General features: G+C 36.6%; 17 protein-coding genes. 13 read left to right on the top strand and 4 right to left on the bottom strand.

Features of this window, described 5'->3' with window-relative positions; genetic code table 11:
- Window positions 1–29 precede the first annotated feature (29 nt).
- Genes ACSBPO_RS18930 through ACSBPO_RS18920 form a run of 3 tightly spaced genes read left to right on the top strand, consistent with a single transcriptional unit; the run spans window position 30 to window position 1,864 of the window.
- On the top strand, window positions 30–848 hold the full coding sequence (locus tag ACSBPO_RS18930) for an ABC transporter ATP-binding protein (protein ID WP_442600410.1): 819 nt from the start codon (window positions 30–32) through the stop codon (window positions 846–848).
- A complete protein-coding gene (locus tag ACSBPO_RS18925) occupies window positions 841–1,656 on the top strand; it encodes an IucA/IucC family C-terminal-domain containing protein (protein WP_442596033.1) in 816 nt (271 codons plus the stop codon). The genes ACSBPO_RS18930 and ACSBPO_RS18925 overlap by 8 nt, the downstream gene beginning before the upstream one ends.
- Window positions 1,613–1,864, top strand: a complete 252-nt coding sequence (locus tag ACSBPO_RS18920; protein ID WP_442596031.1) for a YusU family protein — start codon at window positions 1,613–1,615, stop codon at window positions 1,862–1,864. The genes ACSBPO_RS18925 and ACSBPO_RS18920 overlap by 44 nt, the downstream gene beginning before the upstream one ends.
- Window positions 1,865–1,913: 49 nt before the next feature.
- Here the strand turns inward: ACSBPO_RS18920 and ACSBPO_RS18915 are convergent, their stop codons facing one another.
- Both ACSBPO_RS18915 and ACSBPO_RS18910 read right to left on the bottom strand, forming a co-directional pair.
- Entirely contained in the window at window positions 1,914–2,258 is a 345-nt protein-coding gene (locus ACSBPO_RS18915) for a spore coat protein (RefSeq protein WP_442596029.1), read from the bottom strand.
- 12 nt (window positions 2,259–2,270) lie between these two features.
- A complete protein-coding gene (locus ACSBPO_RS18910) occupies window positions 2,271–2,543 on the bottom strand; it encodes a hypothetical protein (protein WP_442596027.1) in 273 nt (90 codons plus the stop codon).
- A gap of 268 nt (window positions 2,544–2,811) precedes the next feature.
- Between ACSBPO_RS18910 and ACSBPO_RS18905 the strand changes: the two genes are divergently transcribed.
- Entirely contained in the window at window positions 2,812–3,726 is a 915-nt protein-coding gene (locus ACSBPO_RS18905) for a proline dehydrogenase family protein (protein WP_442596025.1), read from the top strand.
- A gap of 94 nt (window positions 3,727–3,820) precedes the next feature.
- Here ACSBPO_RS18905 and ACSBPO_RS18900 read toward each other — a convergent pair whose 3' ends face one another.
- Both ACSBPO_RS18900 and ACSBPO_RS18895 read right to left on the bottom strand, forming a co-directional pair.
- Entirely contained in the window at window positions 3,821–4,789 is a 969-nt protein-coding gene (locus tag ACSBPO_RS18900) for a proline dehydrogenase family protein (protein ID WP_442596023.1), read from the bottom strand.
- Between the two features lie 185 nt (window positions 4,790–4,974).
- Entirely contained in the window at window positions 4,975–5,106 is a 132-nt protein-coding gene (locus ACSBPO_RS18895) for a YuzL family protein (protein ID WP_442596021.1), read from the bottom strand.
- Between the two features lie 204 nt (window positions 5,107–5,310).
- Between ACSBPO_RS18895 and ACSBPO_RS18890 the strand changes: the two genes are divergently transcribed.
- The 9 genes from ACSBPO_RS18890 (at window position 5,311) to ACSBPO_RS18850 (ending at window position 15,167) form a co-directional block, all read left to right on the top strand.
- Window positions 5,311–7,692, top strand: a complete 2,382-nt coding sequence (locus ACSBPO_RS18890) for a 3-hydroxyacyl-CoA dehydrogenase NAD-binding domain-containing protein (protein ID WP_442600409.1) — start codon at window positions 5,311–5,313, stop codon at window positions 7,690–7,692.
- A gap of 52 nt (window positions 7,693–7,744) precedes the next feature.
- The gene (locus ACSBPO_RS18885) at window positions 7,745–8,920 is read left to right on the top strand and encodes an acetyl-CoA C-acetyltransferase (protein ID WP_442596019.1); all 1,176 of its coding nucleotides are present in this window, start codon (window positions 7,745–7,747) and stop codon (window positions 8,918–8,920) included.
- A gap of 255 nt (window positions 8,921–9,175) precedes the next feature.
- Window positions 9,176–10,960 carry an acyl-CoA dehydrogenase family protein gene (locus tag ACSBPO_RS18880; RefSeq protein ID WP_442596017.1) on the top strand — a complete coding sequence of 595 codons (1,785 nt, stop codon included), beginning with the start codon at window positions 9,176–9,178 and terminating at the stop codon, window positions 10,958–10,960.
- Window positions 10,961–11,153: 193 nt separating this feature from the next.
- Entirely contained in the window at window positions 11,154–11,510 is a 357-nt protein-coding gene (locus tag ACSBPO_RS18875; RefSeq protein ID WP_442596015.1) for an arsenate reductase family protein, read from the top strand.
- A 98-nt stretch (window positions 11,511–11,608) separates the two neighbouring features.
- Window positions 11,609–11,992: a glycine cleavage system protein GcvH gene (gcvH, locus tag ACSBPO_RS18870; RefSeq protein WP_442596013.1), complete on the top strand. Its 384-nt coding sequence runs from the start codon at window positions 11,609–11,611 to the stop codon at window positions 11,990–11,992.
- Window positions 11,993–12,109: 117 nt separating this feature from the next.
- The gene (locus ACSBPO_RS18865) at window positions 12,110–12,355 is read left to right on the top strand and encodes a YusG family protein (RefSeq protein ID WP_442596011.1); all 246 of its coding nucleotides are present in this window, start codon (window positions 12,110–12,112) and stop codon (window positions 12,353–12,355) included.
- A gap of 166 nt (window positions 12,356–12,521) precedes the next feature.
- Window positions 12,522–12,872 carry a toprim domain-containing protein gene (locus ACSBPO_RS18860; protein WP_442600408.1) on the top strand — a complete coding sequence of 117 codons (351 nt, stop codon included), beginning with the start codon at window positions 12,522–12,524 and terminating at the stop codon, window positions 12,870–12,872.
- 5 nt (window positions 12,873–12,877) lie between these two features.
- Window positions 12,878–13,189, top strand: coding sequence for a thioredoxin family protein (locus tag ACSBPO_RS18855; RefSeq protein ID WP_442596009.1), 312 nt, complete (start codon window positions 12,878–12,880; stop codon window positions 13,187–13,189).
- A 724-nt stretch (window positions 13,190–13,913) separates the two neighbouring features.
- On the top strand, window positions 13,914–15,167 hold the full coding sequence (locus ACSBPO_RS18850) for an MFS transporter (RefSeq protein ID WP_442596007.1): 1,254 nt from the start codon (window positions 13,914–13,916) through the stop codon (window positions 15,165–15,167).
- The last annotated feature ends 60 nt before the right edge of the window (window positions 15,168–15,227 follow it).

Here is a 15,227-nt window from a genome sequence, read left to right as displayed (position 1 = left end):
TAAGAAAAGCAAAAGGAGTGAATGGTGTGATGCAAGCAATTGAGACGAAAAGCCTAACTTTATCATACGGGGATACATTAATAATAGATGAGCTTGATTTAAAAATACCCAAAGGCGAGATTACGGTTTTTATTGGTGGGAACGGTTGCGGAAAATCCACATTACTTCGCTCCATAGCAAGATTATTAAAGCCAGTTTCTGGTTCTATTGTATTAGAGGGGAAAGAGATTGCTAAGCAGTCAACGAAAGAAATCGCCAAAAAAATGGCGATTCTTCCACAATCTCCTTCAGCACCAGAAGGCCTTACTGTGTTACAGCTTGTCAAACAAGGCAGATACCCTTATCAATCTTGGCTAAAGCAATGGAGCGAAGAGGATGAGCAAAAGGTTAAGAATGCACTAAGGGCAACAGGTTTGGAGGACTTACAGGAAAGAACGGTAGACTCTTTATCGGGTGGACAACGCCAACGAGCATGGATTGCGATGACACTAGCACAAGATACCGACATTATCCTCTTGGATGAACCTACTACTTATTTAGACATGACCCACCAAATTGAAATTTTAGATCTGCTTTTTGAATTAAATGAAACAGAAAAAAGAACGATTGTTATGGTTCTTCACGATTTAAATTTAGCATGCCGCTACGCACACAATATTGTGGCTATCAAGGATAAAAAGATTTTTGCTCAAGGAAAACCAGAATACGTCATTAATTGTCATCTAGTAAAAGAAGTATTTGGTATGGATTGCCAAGTAACGGTGGATCCTTTGTTTGGTACCCCTCTTTGTATTCCTTATGGTAAGGGAAGATGTGTATTACAAAAGGCGGTTGTAGCCAATGGTTAATATTGATACCAATGATAAAAAAGATATCACCACACTTTTATGGTTTCGTTTAAGTGAAGACTTAAATAGCGAACCACTTACTATTGAAATAGATACCTTATTAAAGGGTGATATGAATAGCTATCTTCAAAAGGTAAAGAATGGAATATGTGCTCCTAATGAGAAAGTAGCAGCCTCTATGATCATAAAAAGATATGCCTTTTTTGCAGCTATGTCTTTTTTTACCATGTCACATTCGGACCGTGCGTTAAATGTAAAAACGAGCAATATTACACTTGTATCTCATTATGAGGACGGAAATTGGCTGCCAAAGTTTTATTTTAAGGATTTGTCTTTTCATCCGATGCAAGGTGATCGAAAGAAGTGGCGAGAGCAATATGTAAAAGACGTTTTTGCTCATCATATTTTCTTATTGATAGAAAAAATTTCAAAGACAGCCAAAATTTCAAAATTAATTCTTTGGGAAAATATAGCCGTCTATCTCTTTTGGTTATATGAAAACGTTCTTGAGAGCAACGCAGAACGGAAAGAAATCGTACGTGAAGATTTTAACTATTTGTTTTTTGAAGCACCAGGTCATCTGTTTGGTGCCTACAATCATAATCCACTATCTAAATATGATTCTAAAAAAATCTACCATCAGCAGACAGAAAAGTATATTCGGATACGGAAAACGTGTTGCTTTTCCTATAAATTAGAAGGTAGTAACAAAAGATGCAGCATATGTCCATGCTATCAACTAAGTGAAGAGGGTAGGTGTCAAAATGAACAAAGCTTTTGTTCAACAATTCGAAGCATTGATGAGTAAATATAGTGAATTGCTTGTGGGTGAATCAAGTGATGAAATCAAAGAAAAGGTTACCATGTGGGCCTTGTATTCCCATGTTGCTAAGTCTATGCCAGCCTTAGCTAAGCACTGGAATGAGCTATATCCTGAGGCAAAAGATGAAATGAAAAAAGTCATGGAAGAAATCAAGGAATTGAATGAAAAGCATCGTGCAGCAAATCGTAAATAAAAGGGTTTGGCCATTATGTGCCAAACCCTTATTTTTTGCCAATAATGAACTATTGCAGTGATTGACCGTTTCCATACGGGAATTGGTTTGTATAGCCTTGGAATTGCTGATAGGATTGCTGAAGCTTTTGTTGCTCCGCAGCTTCTAATTTGTACCAGCCTTTTTTGAACATCATGTTATAAAGATCACGCTGCATATTTTGTGTTTCTGTACAGATAGCCAATATATCTTGGTAAAGCCCATCATGGCTAGCTTCATTCATCGCAACACTATAAGCATCTGTAAAATACTTTTCCGTTTGTAAAATATCGTTAATAAAATCACGGTCGTTCATTTGTGGTGTTTTTTGTATAGGTGTTTCTGGGTTTTGAACTTTTTGTTGGTTTTGATTCATCTTTCTTACCTCCTATTGCATTCCCAAGGTTTGGTTTTGTAGATGACTATTCATGTGATTTAGGATTTGTTGATAATGGCGTTGGTGCATTTGTCCACATTGGTCAATAAGCGCTTTAATTTCTGGATCCTGACATTGTGCGGCAAAAAAATGCGCCTTCTTCGTTGCTAATAGATTCCACGATAGCATATCAACGATATAGTTGGAATCCTTACCAGTAATAACTGCAGGGGGGGTCTGCATTAAACCCTGTTGATTTTGCATGTTCATATTTTGTTGCTGCATTCTCAAATTCCTCCTTTGGAATAGTTTTTAGTAAAAGCAAAAAACCATTTTGTTTTTTTTATCTAAGAATGGAAGTTTACGAAAATAGGTTTCCTCAGTGAATAAATAACTATTCCAAAATCTTGATATTGTTGAAAACATTTCACAAAAAATTATTTTAGAAAACATATTCAAAAATGTATAAAAATGATAAAATGGGTACGGCATATATAATCATTTATTATTGAAGGAATAGTTTTTTGAAATCGTTTTCAAGGGGGAAGCGGGAATGGAACAATTAATGAAAGATTTCTTTCTATTTTTGTCACAAAATAAGACCTTGACGAAAGCTGCTAAAAAATGGGGTCTTCGTTTTGGGGCACAACGTTTCGTTGCTGGAGAATTGACAGATGATGCAGTTCGAGTAATTAGAGAATTGAATAAACAAGGATTAGTTGTAACAATTGATTATTTAGGGGAATTTGTTGAAACGGAACAAGAAGCAAATGAAAAAACGGAGCATTCGATTGCTACACTGGAAGCTATTGGCCGTGAAAAATTAAATTCTCAGCTATCCCTTAAAATGACTTCAATGGGTATGGATATTTCTGATGAAGTGATTATGCGCAACATGAGAAGAATTTTAGATACAGCTAAAAAATATAATATTTTTGTTACCATAGATATGGAAGACTATAGTCGTTATCATAAAACGCTAGAAATCTTCAAAAAGCTAAAGTCAGAATATGATAACGTGGGTACAGTACTACAAGCCTATTTATATAGCGTTGCCGACGATATTCAAGAATTAAATGCATACTCTCCAAATCTCCGTTTAGTAAAAGGGGCTTACAAAGAATCACCTGAAGTGGCTTTCCCTGAAAAGAAAGACGTAGATGAAAACTATAAGAAAATCATTAAAATTCATTTGTTAAATGGTAATTACACAGCCATTGCTTCACATGACGAAGCTATAATCGAATACACAAAGAAATTAGCTGAAGAACACAATATTCCTAAAAGCCAATTTGAGTTCCAAATGCTTTACGGAATTCGAAGCGACAGACATCTTGAACTAGTAAAAGAAGGCTATACCTTCCGTGTTTACGTACCTTATGGAAACGACTGGTACGGTTATTTCATGCGTCGTTTAGCAGAACGTCCTGCAAACGTTTGGTTTGTTTTAAAAGGAATGTTTAAATAGAATGATAGAAAAAAAGACAGATTAGGATAAAATCCTGAGCTGTCTTTTTTATATTCTAAAAAAACTCCCTCATTTGGAGGGAGTTGGGTATTTGTTATTTCTTTTTCGTTAATCTTCCTAATAGAAAGGCTCCGGCAGCTAAACCAATTACGGTGTTGGTTTTTGTATTAAAAACTTGTTTCGCTACTAGATTTAAATTTTGTGGTCTTTCAGCGAGACGTCTCATAAAATAACCGTACCAATCATGGCCAAATGGAACATACGTACAGAATTGATAGCCTTCTTTTGCTAATTTTAATTGAAGTTCTTTTCTAAAACCGTAAAGCATTTGGAACTCAAATTTATCATTAGGGATATTATTCTTTTTCACAAATGCTTTTACATGGTTAATGACAAGGTGGTCATGTGTAGCAATAGAAGTGAATTTTCCATTTAATAAATGCCATTCGATTAATTTAATGTAATTGGCATCGATTTCTGCTTTATTTTGGTACGCATACTGTTCTGGCTCTTTGTATGCACCTTTAACGATTCGAAGGCGATAATTTTTATATTTTTGGATGTTTTCTTCTGACTGATAGAAATAAGCTTGTATAACCGTTCCAACATTATCATATTCTTTGGAAAGCTCGTCCAAAATATCGAAGGACGGCTGTAAACGTTTATGATCTTCCATATCAATATTGATAAAAATATCGTATTGGTTAGCGCGTTCAACGATTTCCCTTAGATTGTCCAAACAAAATGAGTAATCGATATCCAATCCTAATTGTGAAGGTTTTAAAGAGATATGTGCATCGACTTTATGAGCATGGATAGCCTCAATCACTTCAATAATTTGTTCCTTAGCATCGGTCGCTTCTTCCTTTTTAAAGACGAATTCTCCTAAATTATCGACCGTACAGGAGATACCTTGAGCATTCAGTTCTTTGATGCTTTTAATTGCTTCATCTAAATTTGTTCCCGCTACGACACTTTGTGCGCCCATTTTTAAACCGTACTTTTTTGCGGTACTATTTAAAAATTGATTTTGGGATAGGCTCATAAATAGGTCTTTTAACATTTCGATTTACCCCTTAATGCTAATATTTTTTCGGGATAATTATAACATAATTTCATAATCTAATAGAAAGCAAATTATTGGATGGCATCATAGATTTTTCCCTACATTATATCCTGATAAGGGAAGTAATATAAAAAGCCCGGACATGAAGTTGTCCGGACCAGGTGCTTTCACAATACTTTTCATTATTTTTTATACTGATTGTTTTGGCTATTTACTTTCTTCTTTCCTTCACGCTCTTGGTTTGGACCAGCATCACCTTGGACACTTGCCGCACTTACACCAGCTTTAGAAGGATCTTTTTTCTGCTTTGCCATCAAATATCACCTCATGTTTTATCATGTCCATTTATAAAGATTTTTGTCTTAAAACTTTTCATAAAATTAGCAGTTTAGCATTGCAGAAATTTTCGAAATATTTTATAGTTAAGATAGTAACACTCATTCAAGGGCGAATATTTTTTTTAACAATAAAATGAATGAGTATTCATTCAAAAAGCATAAAAGGGGGAAATAAAGTTGATCCAAAGTATAAAAAAGGCTGCTGTTTTAGGCTCTGGTGTCATGGGTTCAGGGATTGCTGCCCATTTAGCGAACATTGGAATCCCTACTTTATTATTAGATATCGTACCTCGTGAGTTAACAGAGGCAGAAATAGCAAAAGGATTAACATTAGAAAACAAGCAGGTACGGAATAGAATTAGTTCTACTGCAATTCAAAAACTTCTTAAACAGAAGCCAGCACCGTTAACATCAAAAAGTAATTTGGCTTTAATTGAAGCGGGGAACTTAGAAGATGATATGCAGCGACTTGCAGAAGTAGACTGGATAATTGAAGTGGTTGTAGAAAATTTAGCTGTAAAAAAACAAATCTTTGATAAAGTAGATCAATTCCGCAAATTAGGAAGCATTGTAAGCTCTAATACTTCTGGTATAAGTGTGGAAGCGATGGTTGAGGGCCGTTCAGAAGATTTTCAAAAGCATTTCTTAGGAACACACTTTTTCAACCCACCTAGTTATTTAAAATTACTAGAGGTTATTCCAACAAAACAAACATCACCAGAAGTTCTTGCTTTTATTAAGGAATTTGGCGAAGACGTATTAGGTAAAGGTGTAGTAGAAGCAAAGGATACACCAAACTTTATTGCCAATCGTATCGGAACTTACGGCCTGCTAGTGACTGTTCAAGAAATGTTAAAGGGCGGTTACAGTGTCGGTGAAGTGGACTCTGTTACAGGTCCTCTCATTGGTCGTCCAAAAAGTGCGACCTTCCGTACTTTAGATGTCGTAGGGCTTGATACTTTTGCTCATGTGGCAAAGAACGTCTATGACCAAGTGGAAGGAGCCGAAAAAGAAGTTTTTGAAGTTCCGGCATTTATGAAGCAAATGCTTGAAAAAGGTTGGCTTGGAAGTAAGTCAGGTCAAGGATTCTTCTTAAAGCAAGGAAAAGACATACTTGAATTAGACCCTAATACATTAGAATATGGTCCAAGAAAAAAGCTGAAAACAGCAGCAACGGAATTAAGCAAGCAAGAAAAAGGCTTAGCGAATAAATTGAAAGCGCTTGTATATTCGGATGACCGTGCAGGACAATTATTATGGAATATCTTTAGTCCGGTATTAATCTACTCTGCGCATCTACTTGGAACCATTGCAGATGACATCGTTGCCGTTGATAATGCAATGAAATGGGGATTCGGTTGGGAATTAGGCCCTTTTGAAACTTGGGATGCGATTGGTTTGAAAAAATCGGTATCCAAAATGGAAGAGGGCAACCTACAAGTTCCAACATGGATAAAAGAAATGCTCGATAACGGCCATGAATCTTTTTATAAAGAAGAGAATGGACAGCTTTATTACTATTCAAATGGCGAATATAAACAAGTTTCGCAAAATCCTAAAGTAATAAATCTTAAAACCGTAAAGAAACAAAAAGAAGTAATTAAAAAGAATAGCGGAGCAAGCTTGATTGATCTTGGCGACGGGGTAGCCTTATTGGAGTTTACTTCTCCAAATAACGCCATTGGATTTGATATCATTCAAATGATTAACTTTGCAGTGGACGAAGTAGAAAAAAATTATAAGGGCCTTGTGATTGGAAATCAAGGTAAAAACTTCTGTGTTGGGGCAAACCTTGCCATGATCTTAATGGAAGCACAGGATGATAACTATTACGAAATTGATATGGTTGTTCGTCAATTCCAAAATGCCATGATGAAAATTAAATATAGTAAAAAACCAGTGGTTGCAGCACCGTTCGGTATGACACTGGGGGGCGGATCAGAAGTATGTCTTCCAGCTGCACAAATTCAAGCTTCTTCTGAAACCTATATGGGTCTAGTAGAAGTCGGTGTAGGCTTAATCCCTGGTGGCGGAGGAAACAAAGAGCTTTACATTAAACATTTAAACAATGCTCCAAAAGGTGTCGACTTTGACCTGCAAAAGGTAGCTAATAAGGTGTTCGAAACCATTGCGATGGCAAAAGTTTCTACATCTGCGGATGAAGCATTTGAAAATAACTTCCTAAATAGCAAGGATGGAATTAGTGTAAACGGCGACCACCTTCTATATGATGCAAAACAAGCCGTGCTATCACTTTACGAAAAAGGCTATAAAGCGCCAGTTCGTAAAAAGGTACCAGTTGTTGGTGAAACAGGCTATGCTACCTTACTTTCAGGTGCACATGCCATGTTCTTATCTGGTTATATTTCTGAGCATGATTTGAAAATTGCTAAGAAGCTTGCTTTTGTCATTGCTGGAGGAAAGGTACCATTTGGTACAGAAGTGGATGAACAATATTTACTTGACCTTGAAAGAGAAGCATTCTTAAGCCTAGTAGCGGAACCGAAATCACAGGCAAGAATGCAGCACATGCTCGTTAAGGGGAAACCATTACGCAATTAAATATAAATGTTTGATAGATTCGTAGCTGTAATAAGGGAAGGAGAGGATTCTTGTGAGAGAAGCAGTCATCGTTGCTGGGGCCCGAACACCAGTCGGTAAAGCAAAAAAGGGAACATTAGCAAATGTTAGACCTGACGATTTAGGTGCATTAGTTGTTCAAGAAACACTCAAAAGAGCGGGAAATTATGAGGGGAACATTGATGATTTAATCATTGGTTGTGCGATGCCAGAAGCAGAACAGGGTTTAAATATGGCTCGAAACATAGGGGCATTGGCTGGCTTGCCTTCATCAGTACCAGCCATAACGATTAATCGTTATTGTTCATCTGGCTTACAATCGATCGCTTACGGTGCAGAAAGAATCATGTTGGGTCATTCTGACACCATTATTGCCGGTGGAGCGGAATCAATGAGCTTAGTTCCAATGGTTGGGCATACGCCACGTTTAAATGTAAAAATTGTTGAAAATGTACCAGAATACTACATGGGAATGGGGCATACAGCAGAAGAAGTTGCTAGAAAATATGGCGTTTCTCGTGAGGATCAAGATGCTTTTGCCGTTAGAAGTCATCAAAAGGCTGCAAAAGCGATTCAAAAAGGTAAATTTGTGGATGAAATTGTACCTGTTGAGGTTATCCAGCGTTATGTTGATCAAAATCATAAATTAGTAGAAAAAAAGATCCTATTTTCACAGGATGAAGGTGTAAGACCCGAAACAAACCTTGCATCATTAGGAAAACTGAGACCTGTATTTTCAATAACTGGTTCGGTAACGGCTGGTAATGCATCACAAACAAGTGATGGTGCAGCAGCTGTGATGGTTATGGATAGGGAAAAAGCAGAATCACTAGGTTTAAAACCACTGGCTAAATTCCGCTCTTTTGCAGTAGGAGGAGTACCGCCAGAAGTAATGGGAATTGGTCCAGTTGTAGCCATTCCAAGGGCCTTAAAAATTGCCGGCTTAGAACTATCCGATATTGGGTTGATTGAATTAAATGAAGCCTTTGCTTCTCAAGCTATTCAAGTTATTCGTGAGCTAGGAATCGATGAAGAAAAGGTAAACGTAAATGGCGGCGGAATTGCTTTAGGCCATCCACTAGGCTGTACAGGTGCAAAGTTAACATTAACACTCTTGCATGAAATGAAACGCAGAAATGAACAATTCGGCCTCGTAAGCATGTGCATCGGCGGCGGAATGGGCGCAGCCGGAGTATTTGAACTACTTTAAAAAATAGATTGTTTTCGTAAAGTTTGTTGCTTTTAAATTATTTTTTATTTTGACTACTGAGTTGATTGGAGCGGAAGGCACTTGACTCCTGCGGGAAATAGAGGGAAGTGGGAGACCCCACAGGCGCTTGCGCCGAGGAGGCTCCCATCCCTCCCCGCGGAAAGCAAGTGCCTGGAGCGGAAATCAACGGGCTAAATGATGAAGTAAAACAACAATTTATGCGAAAAGAGCCTAAAAAAAAGGGAGGATATTTAAATGACAAACCAAACAGATCAATTAATTAAAGGCGGAAGCTTTTTAATCGATGATATTTCAAAAGATCGTATTTTCACACCAGAAGATTTCAATGATGAACAATTAATGATTGCTAAAACAACAGAAGATTATGTAGCAAACGAAGTATTACCTCAAGTAGAGCATTTAGAAAATCATGAATTCGATCGTTCTGTGAAGCTATTAAAGCAAGCGGGAGAATTAGGACTTTTGGGAGTAGATGTTCCTGAGGAATACGGCGGTCTTGGCCTAGATAAGGTGAGTTCAGCATTAATTGCTGAAAAAATGTCTCGTGCAGGTGGTTTCTCCATCTCTCATGGCGCCCATGTAGGTATCGGTTCTTTACCTATCGTATTATTTGGAAATGAGGAACAAAAGCAAAAGTACTTACCTGATTTAGCTACTGGTGAGAAGCTTGCTGCATACGCTTTAACTGAACCAGGATCTGGTTCAGATGCTCTTGGGGCTCGTACTACTGCTAAATTAAATGCTGAAGGAACTCACTATGTATTAAATGGTGAAAAGCAATGGATTACGAATGCTGGATTTGCAGATGTATTCGTCGTTTATGCAAAAATCGATGGTGAGCATTTCTCTGCATTTATTGTGGAACGAAATTACCCTGGAGTTTCTACAGGTGCAGAAGAGAAGAAAATGGGTATTAAGAGCTCCTCTACACGTACATTAATCCTAGAAGATGCACAAGTTCCAGTAGAAAACCTATTAGGTGAAGCTGGTAAGGGGCATATTATCGCTTTTAATATTCTAAATATTGGACGTTATAAGCTTGGAGTTGGAGCAGTCGGCGGTTCTAAAGCAGCATTTGAAATTACCGTAAAATATGCAAATCAACGTCAACAATTTAAAACACCAATTTCGCAGTTCAATTTAACAAAAGAAAAATTAGCGACAATGGCTTCTAAACTATACGCAGCGGAAAGTTCTGTATATCGTACAGTCGGTCTTTTTGAAGAGCGTATGAGCAAGCTAACAGATGAAGAAATAAAAAATGGTAAAGAAGTCGCAAAGTCCATTGCTGAATATGCGATCGAATGTTCATTAAATAAAGTGTTTGCTACGGAAACATTAGATTATATTGCGGATGAAGGTGTTCAAATCCATGGTGGATATGGATTTATGGCTGAATACGAAATCGAAAGAGTATACCGTGATTCTCGTATTAACCGAATCTTTGAGGGGACAAATGAGATTAACCGCTTATTAGTTCCGGGAACATTTTTACGTAAAGCCTTAAAAGGTGAACTTCCTTTATTACAAAAAGCGCAAGCTTTACAAGAAGAATTGATGATGTTAATGCCTGAAGAGCCAGGTGATGAGCCATTAGCACAAGAAAAGTATCTTGCAAAAAATGCAAAGAAGATTGGTCTTCTTGCCGCTGGTTTGGCTGCACAAAAATATGGTAAAGCATTAGAAAAAGAACAAGAGGTTTTAGTAAATATTGCTGACATTATTTCCAATGCATACGCAATGGAATCAGCTGTTCTACGCACAGAAAAGGCAATTGAAAAATCTGGCTTAGAAAAAAATAAACAGAAGCTTCTTTACACACAAATTTTCTGTCAGGAAGCATTTAATGAAATTGAACAGCATGCAAAAGAAACATTAGTTGCGACAGAGCAAGGTGATACGCTAAGAATGCTAATGTCAGCATTACGCAAGTTTACTCGCCACACGCCAATTAATGTCATTGTGAAAAAACGTGAAGCTTCCGAAAAATTAATTTCTGCAGAAAAATACGTTCTTTAATAGCCTCTTAAGTTCAAGGGCCCCCTATTTTAGGGGGCTTTAAAAATTTTAAGGAACAGAAGGATTTTTAAAATAAAGATAGAATTTTTAACAATGTATGTCTTTCATCTGACAATTGGGTTCCCAATATTGGAAAAGGAAGTTAAATATGCTAATATTCAATTGATAAGTTGTCGAATGGATGTGAAAGTATATGAGTTTAACCTTTTACTGGTATCCTAAATGCGGAACATGTCGAAATGCCAAAAAGTGGTTAGATGAAAAGGGCTTATCCTATAAGGAAATACATATTGTAGAAGCCCCACCCTCAAAAGAGGAATTGAAGAATCTATATGAAAAAAGTGGTTTAGATCTTAAGAAATTCTTTAATGTTAGTGGTCTAAAGTACCGTGAGCTTGGATTAAAGGAAAAGCTTAAAACAGCAACTAAGGATGAAATGCTTGAACTTTTGGCAAGTGACGGTATGCTAATTAAGCGTCCGATTGTCACAGACGGCAAGAAAGTTACGATTGGTTTCAAAGAAGAAGAATTTGCAAGCAATTGGTTATAAATAACTGGTAAATAAAAGAAATTTTTTAAAGTGCCAGTATGGAATGTGAATATCATGATTGATTATGATATATGAAATATTACATGGAGGGATTAGGGATGAGTATACCAAAGGAATTACGTTATTCAGAAGAACATGAATGGGTAAAAGTTGAAGGAGAACAAGTACGAGTTGGAATTACAGATTTCGCTCAACATGAGCTTGGTGATATCGTATTTGTTGAGCTTCCAGAGGTTGGAGATACTGTAACAGTAAATGAGCCATTCGGAAGTGTAGAATCAGTTAAGACTGTTTCTGAGCTTTATGCACCAGTAAGCGGTAAAGTAGTTGCTGTTAATGAAGAATTAAGCGATAGCCCTGAATTTGTGAATGAATCTCCATATGAAAAAGCATGGATGATCGTTGTTGAACTATCAGATGCTAGCGAAGTTGAAAACCTAATGACAGCTGAAAAATATGAAGCAATGATTAATGAAGACTAATATTTAATGAGCACCTCATTGTTGAGGTGTTTTTTTATATCCATCTTCATTATTTTTCCATACTTGCTTAACAAATTATGGGCATTCTAATCATAAAATACTATCAGAAGGGTGAGAATGATGACTTTACAGCCACAAAGAATGGACATTACTGACCGAGTAGTTGGAAAAATAAAAAATGGGAAGATAGAGCTTTATGTAGAAAATGAACCCATAGGAAAAGTGACCTTACCAGAAGGAAGCCAATTTGAATTAAATCATCACTACGAAATGGATCAACAACAAAGAATTTATCAGCATTACACCTCGACTACACAACCTGAAGCACGATATACCGACTGTGATGAGGGTGGTTGGTGCTAACTGATTCTTGAACAAGTTACAGGGTCTGTGGTGTAATAATCTACATACCCTGTCTAGATTTTTTAGAAGAAATGAGTAAAATCAAAAGATATTGCAAATCAGAAGGCCACACCCTTTTGTCTTACCTTGAATAAAGTATTGTAACCAATATTAACAATTATAGGTGATCATAATGTTAGACAAAGTGATTATTGTAGAGGGAACCTCTGATAAAAAAAAGGTTGAAAATATTGTGAAGGAACCTGTTGAGATCATTTGTACAAATGGTACAATGAGTCTCTCTAAAATGGATGAATTGATTGACTCTTTGTTGGAAAAAGAGGTATATATATTAGTGGATGCTGATGCAGCTGGTGAAAAGCTTCGAAAACAGTTTAAAAGGGAGTTTCCAGAGGCAGGCCATCTGTATATTGATCGCTCCTATCGTGAAGTAGCAACTACACCTAGCTATCATCTAGCAACCGTTTTAATGGCAGCTAATATTGATGTGCATTCGGAGCACCTAGAAAAAGGATGATTGTAATGAAAGAAATGAGCCAGGAAGATATAAGCCATTTTTTAGAATTAAATAGTACTGGCATCATTTATTTGTATACACCGCTATGTGGAACATGCCAAACCGCATCAAAAATGATGAAAGTATTAGAGAACCTCCTGCCCAATATCCCCATTTTGCAAGCTAATCTTAACTATGTCCCCGAAATAGCAAAAAATCTTTCAATAGAAAGTGTACCGTGTTTAATGGTCGTCATAAATGGGCAAATAAATGAAAAAATTTATGCATTTAACTCGGTTCCATATTTATATGAAAAACTACAAAATATGTTGAAATAAAAAAGATGCTTAAAAAGATTCTTTCAGACTGTAGACAAATTCGAAGAAATACGAGTTTGTCTACAGTCTTTTTTCTATTAAAATTAATTTATATACTAGAAAACCCGTTGATTTCCGTTCCGGGCGAACGCTTTCCGCGGGGTGTGACTTGAGCCTCCTCAGTCGCTATGCTCCTTGTGGGGTCTCAAGCTTCACACTATTCCCGCAGGAGTCGTCGCCCTCCACTCCAATCAACTAGTAACCGGATAAAATTTAAGAGTGATGTATAATAGGATGACAAGAAATCAATCAGAACGAGAACAATTAGAAATGTTGACGGTTGATACGTGTATTCGCTGATGCGAAGGAGAATAATGGTATGCGATAAACTAGCTTACTAGTTCTAAAAAAAGTCCAAGCAGGTGATGCTACTTTTGCTGCTATGAACTTAAAAAATTTGCAATTCTGACTTTGCAGCCTGCAAGTTAACATGTTTTTGTAACCAATTAGCTGATTTGAAAGCAAGCACCCGGAACGGAAATCAGCGCTTTTGACCATCCATTCTTTTCAAATAATCACGAACTCTCTCACTAGCTTTTGTCGACACTCTGAAAGATGCATAAAAGCATCTTTTTTGTATATTCTTTTTTTGAATATTTTAAGGATTGTCACATTTGTTATTTACAAAGATAACCAAAACAGATTATGATATTTAGGGTGGCGAAATATAAGGGGAGAAAATTATATGGCATTTTATAAAGAATGGGCGACCCAAATTCGTGGCTACAATCGCAATATTAGGCTAGCTCTGTTAAGCAGTGTGTTTATTCAAATCGGTATGGGTATTTTTATGGTTATTTATAATTTTTACATTAGAGGACTTGGGTTTTCTGAGCATGTGAATGGTCAAATTATATCGATGAATTCATTAGCAACTGCATTAATTTTAATACCAGCAGGCTTACTAAGTGATCGACTTGGAAGAAAAAATGTCATGATATTTGGTGTCGTTTTAACGGGAGCTTTTTTAATTTTTCGAAGCATCATTGAAATTCAGCATTTATTAGTCATGTTTTCATTTTTAACTGGACTAACAATGGCGTTTGTTCAGGTTTCTGGAATTCCATGGCTAGCTGAAAATTCGACACCAGCACAAAGGGTACATCTTTTTAGTATTCATTTTGCCGTCATGACAGGGGCCAATGTGATAGGAAATTTACTAGGTGGAGCATTTACCGACTTTTTCTCGCTTTTTTATACAGAAGTAGAGAGTATCCGTGCAACACTTCTCATTGGTGCACTCGTATTTTTAATTGGAATGACCCCTATTTTAAAATTCAAAGAAGTAGAGAGAAAGAAACAGGAAAAAGAGAAACCATTTAAAGAAAAAGTAAAATTACATAGCGATAGTATAAAGATTGTTTTACTTTTTGCATTTGCTCAGTTATTGATCGGTATTGGTGCAGGATTAGTCATTCCGTATTTAAATTTATATTTTTCGGACCGTTTTTCAGCATCTAATACCACAATCGGACTAATTATTTCTTTAGGTCAGGCAGCAACGGCTATTGCTATTATCATTGGACCGTTAGTGGTAAGAAAGATAGGAGAAGTCAAAGCGGTTGTTACACTTCAATTATTATCACTACCTTTTTTATTGTTAACAGCTTATACAGAACACCTATGGCTCGCTGCAATTGGATTTTTATTTAGGCAAGCATTAATGAATGCTGGGAATCCAATTCAAATGTCCTTAATGATGTCAAAGGTTGACAATTCCATGAAGGGACTTGCGAATTCTGTTAACCAAATGGTTTTCAACCTAGGATGGGCGATGATGGGACCAGTCTCAACCGGTATCGTAGTTAAGTATGGAACGTATTGGGGATATGCAACGGTGTTTTCCATTACAGCATCCTTGTATTTAGTTGGGTCCGTTTATTTTTACATTGTGTTCAAAAAATTAAAGGTGGAAAGATCTCTTAAAGAAGCTGTCTAATATTTGACATATTTCTCGGGAAATGTTTGACAATGCCGAATTAAATATCGGCATTGTTTT

Source organism: Neobacillus sp. D3-1R, assembly GCF_052180215.1.
GTDB lineage: Bacteria > Bacillota > Bacilli > Bacillales > Cytobacillaceae > Pseudoneobacillus.
The sequence above is the reverse complement of the archived record's forward strand: the minus strand, read 5'-3'. Positions and strand labels throughout refer to the sequence as shown.